Source organism: Pseudomonas sp. AGC41, from assembly GCF_057334555.1.
On sequence record NZ_JBHFJB010000125.1, the window covers coordinates 2,814 to 7,326 of the forward strand.

Annotated in this window: 4 protein-coding genes; all 4 read left to right on the forward strand. The window is 62.0% G+C overall.

Going from position 1 to position 4,513, the window contains the following annotated elements:
* The first annotated feature begins 62 nt into the window (after positions 1 to 62).
* From ACE04F_RS21555 to ACE04F_RS21570, 4 genes are read left to right on the forward strand one after another with little or no spacing between them, the layout of a single operon-like run.
* A complete protein-coding gene (locus tag ACE04F_RS21555; protein WP_486109843.1) occupies positions 63 to 995 on the forward strand; it encodes a carbohydrate ABC transporter permease in 933 nt (310 codons plus the stop codon).
* 10 nt (positions 996 to 1,005) lie between these two features.
* Complete coding sequence (locus ACE04F_RS21560) at positions 1,006 to 1,836, forward strand: carbohydrate ABC transporter permease (protein ID WP_014338173.1); 831 nt, start codon at positions 1,006 to 1,008, stop codon at positions 1,834 to 1,836.
* A 39-nt stretch (positions 1,837 to 1,875) separates the two neighbouring features.
* Positions 1,876 to 2,979, forward strand: coding sequence for an ABC transporter ATP-binding protein (locus ACE04F_RS21565; RefSeq protein WP_486109844.1), 1,104 nt, complete (start codon positions 1,876 to 1,878; stop codon positions 2,977 to 2,979).
* A 15-nt stretch (positions 2,980 to 2,994) separates the two neighbouring features.
* Complete coding sequence (locus tag ACE04F_RS21570; RefSeq protein ID WP_486109845.1) at positions 2,995 to 4,476, forward strand: mannitol dehydrogenase family protein; 1,482 nt, start codon at positions 2,995 to 2,997, stop codon at positions 4,474 to 4,476.
* Positions 4,477 to 4,513 lie beyond the last annotated feature (37 nt).

The following is a 4,513-nucleotide window of genomic DNA, read 5'->3' on the forward strand; positions in this document are numbered from 1 at the left end:
TCGCGAGCAGGCTCGCTCCCACAATGGATTTTTGTAGGTCTGCATAAAATCGGTTCAATGCCATGAATACTTCAACGACAACAGTCAAAGCCCCCATCGAAATAGTCCCGCCAGCCCGCAAGATCCGCCTGGCCAACCCCGGCTGGTTCCTGGTCAGCCCTTCGGTCGCCTTGTTGCTGCTGTGGATGATCGTGCCGCTGGGCATGACCGTCTATTTCTCGATGATCCGCTACAACCTGCTCTACCCCGGCGAAAACGAATTCGTCGGGCTGGAGAACTTCACTTACTTCCTGACCGACTCGGGCTTCATGCCCGGTGCCACCAATACCTTGCTGCTGGTGGGCAGCGTGCTGCTGATCAGCATCGTCCTCGGCGTGTTGATCAGCGCGTTGCTGGAGGCCAGCGAGTTTTTCGGTCGCGGTATCGTGCGGGTGTTGCTGATCTCGCCATTCTTCATCATGCCCACCGTCGGCGCGTTGATCTGGAAGAACCTGATTTTCCATCCGGTCTCCGGCATCCTCGCCTCGGTGTGGAAGCTCTTCGGTGCCCAGCCGGTGGACTGGCTGGCGCATTACCCGTTGCTGTCGATCATCATCATCGTGTCGTGGCAATGGCTGCCCTTCGCGATCCTGATCCTGATGACCGCCATGCAGTCCCTCGACCAGGAACAGAAAGAAGCCGCGCGCCTGGACGGTGCCGGGCCGATCGCGATTTTCTGGCACCTGACCCTGCCGCACCTGGCGCGTCCGATTGCCGTGGTGCTGATGATCGAGACGATTTTCCTGCTGTCGGTGTTCGCCGAGATCTTCACCACCACCAACGGTGGCCCCGGCTACGCCTCCACCAACCTCGCCTACCTGATCTACAACCAGGCGCTGGTGCAGTTCGACGTCGGCATGGCGTCCGCCGGTGGCCTGATCGCCGTGGTGATCGCCAACATCGCTGCCATCATCCTGGTCCGGATGATCGGCAAAAACCTCACCGACAAGCATTGAGGCCATGGCCATGACTCTTCAACAATCCCGTCGCCTGCAAAGCCTGCTGCTGGGCACGCTGGCCTGGGCCATCGCGATCCTGATCTTCTTTCCGATCTTCTGGATGGTGCTGACCAGCTTCAAGACTGAAATCGACGCCTTCGCCACGCCGCCGCAGTTCATCTTCGCGCCGACGCTGGAGAACTACCTGCACATCAACGAGCGCAGCAACTACTTCAGCTTCGCCTGGAACTCGGTGGTGATTTCCTTCAGCGCCACCGCCCTGTGCCTGCTGATCGCGGTACCGGCTGCCTACTCCATGGCGTTTTACGAAACCCAGCGCACCAAGGGCACGCTGCTGTGGATGCTCTCCACCAAAATGCTGCCGCCGGTGGGCGTGCTGATGCCGATCTATCTGCTGGCCAAGCAGTTCGGCCTGCTGGACACGCGCCTCGCGCTGATCATCATCTATACCCTGATCAACCTGCCCATCGTGGTCTGGATGATCTACACCTACTTCAAGGACATCCCTCGCGACATCCTCGAAGCGGCACGTCTGGATGGCGCCACGCTGTGGCAGGAAATGGTCCGCGTGCTGCTGCCGATCGCCAAGGGCGGTCTGGCGTCCACCGTGTTGCTGTCGCTGATCCTGTGCTGGAACGAGGCGTTCTGGTCGCTGAACCTCACCTCATCCAAAGCCGCGCCGCTGACGGCGCTGATCGCCTCGTATTCCAGCCCCGAAGGTCTGTTCTGGGCCAAGTTGTCCGCCGTCTCGACCCTGGCGTGCGCGCCGATCCTGATTTTCGGCTGGATCAGCCAGAAACAGCTGGTGCGCGGTTTGTCCTTCGGCGCGGTGAAGTAACGCGCCCTACCCAGTTATCAGAAGTGGAGGCCCATCATCATGGCCAACCTGAAAATCAAGAATCTGCAAAAAGGCTTCGAAGGCTTCTCCATCATCAAGGGCATCGACCTTGAAGTGAACGACCGCGAATTCGTGGTCTTCGTCGGCCCCTCGGGCTGCGGCAAGTCGACCCTGCTGCGGCTGATCGCCGGCCTGGAAGAAGTCAGCGACGGCACCATCGAGCTGGACGGCCGGGACATCACCGAAGTCAGCCCGGCCAAGCGCGACCTGGCGATGGTGTTCCAGACCTATGCCCTGTACCCGCACATGAGCGTGCGCAAGAACATGTCCTTCGCCCTCGACCTCGCCGGTGTGCCCAAGGCCGAGGTGGAAAAGAAAGTCAACGAAGCGGCGCGCATCCTCGAACTGGGGCCGATGCTGGAGCGCAAGCCCAAGCAACTGTCCGGCGGTCAGCGCCAGCGCGTGGCGATCGGCCGGGCCATCGTGCGCAACCCGAAAATCTTCCTGTTCGACGAGCCCTTGTCGAACCTCGACGCCGCCCTGCGCGTGCAGATGCGCCTGGAACTGGCGCGTCTGCACAAGGAATTGCAGGCGACCATGATCTACGTGACCCACGACCAGGTCGAGGCAATGACCCTGGCCGACAAGGTGGTGGTGCTCAACGGCGGGCGCATCGAGCAGGTCGGCTCGCCGCTGGAGCTGTATCACCAGCCAGCCAACCTGTTCGTCGCCGGGTTCCTCGGCACGCCGAAGATGGGTTTTCTCAAGGGCAAGGTCACCGGCCTGGACGGCCAGGGATGTGAAGTGCTGCTGGACGCCGGCACCCGCATCAGCCTGCCACGCAGCGGTGCCAACCTGAGCGTCGGTGGCGCGGTCACCCTGGGGATTCGTCCGGAACACCTGAACCTGGCGCAACCGGGCGATTGCACGCTGCGGGTCACCGCGGACGTCAGCGAACGCCTGGGCAGCGACACCTTCTGCCACGTCGTCACCACCTCCGGCGAAGCCCTGACCATGCGCGTGCGTGGTGACCTGGCGAGCCGTTTCGGCGAGCAACTGGAGCTGCACCTGGACGCCGAGTACTGCCACTTATTCGATGCCGAGGGCGTTGCGGTTTCCCGCGCGCTGCGCGCTGCCGCCTGATTGCCGAGATTTGCGATGAAACTCAACCGACAGAACCTGCATAACCTCACCGCCGGGGTTGCCCTGCCCGCCTACAGCCTGGGCGACCGCCGCCAGGGCATCGCCCATATCGGCGTCGGCGGTTTCCACCGTGCGCACCAGGCGTATTACACCGACGCGTTGATGAACACCGGCGAAGGCCTCGACTGGGCGATCTGCGGCGTCGGTCTGCGCGCCGAAGACCGCCGGGCCCGGGATGATCTGGCCGGCCAGGACTACCTGTTCACCCTGTATGAACTGGGCGATACCGATGACACCGAAGTCCGCGTGATCGGAGCTATCACCGACATGCTGCTCGCCGAGGACAGCGTCCAGGCATTGATCGACAAACTGGCCGACCCGCAGATCCGCATCGTCTCGCTGACCATCACCGAGGGCGGTTATTGCATCGACGACAGCAACGGCGAATTCATGTCTCAGCTGCCGCAGATCCAGCACGACCTGGCCCATCCGGACGAACCGCAGACCCTGTTCGGTTTCCTCTGCGCCGCGCTGGCCAAACGCCGGGCTATGGGGACGCCGGCGTTCACCCTGATGTCCTGCGATAACCTGCCCCACAACGGCGCCGTCACGCGCAAGGCGCTGCTGGCGTTTGCCGCGTTGCGAGACCCCGAACTGAAACAATGGATCGAGCAGAACGTGAGCTTTCCCAACGCCATGGTCGATCGCATCACCCCGATGACCAGCAGCGCCCACCGCTTGCAGCTGCACGACGAGCATGGCATCGACGACGCTTGGCCAGTGGTGTGCGAACCCTTTGTGCAATGGGTGCTGGAGGACAGGTTCGTCAATGGTCGCCCGGCCTGGGAGAAGGTCGGCGTGCAGTTCACCGATGACGTTTCACCCTATGAAGAGATGAAGATCAAGCTGCTCAACGGCAGCCATCTCGCGTTGACGTACCTGGGTTTCCTCAAGGGCTATCGGTTCGTCCATGAAACCATGAACGACCCGTTGTTCGTGCGTTACATCCGCGCCTACATGGACCTGGACGTGACGCCACAACTGTCGCCCGTGCCGGGCATCGACCTGACGGAGTACAAGGACACCCTGGTGGAGCGCTTCTCCAACCAGGCGATCGCCGACCAGTTGGAACGGGTGTGTTCGGATGGCTCGTCGAAATTTCCCAAATTCACCGTGCCGACCATCAACCGCCTGATCGCCGACGGCGGCCAGACCCGCCGCGCGGCGCTGGTAGTGGCGGCCTGGGCGGTTTACCTCAAAGGGGTAGATGAAAACGGCACGACCTATTCGATCCCTGACCCACGTGCGGCGTTCTGCCAGGCGCTGGTGGCCGACGACGCGCTGGTGACCCAGAGAATGCTTGCAGTGGAAGAAATTTTTGGCACGGCCATCCCCCGTTCGGCCGAGTTCGTGGCAGCATTCGAATGGTGCTGCAACAGCTTGCGCGAGCAAGGCGTGACACGAACACTAGAGCGGATTCTTGCTGACGCGAACTGAGCGGGCACACTCCGCTTTTGTGGCGAGGGAGCAAACT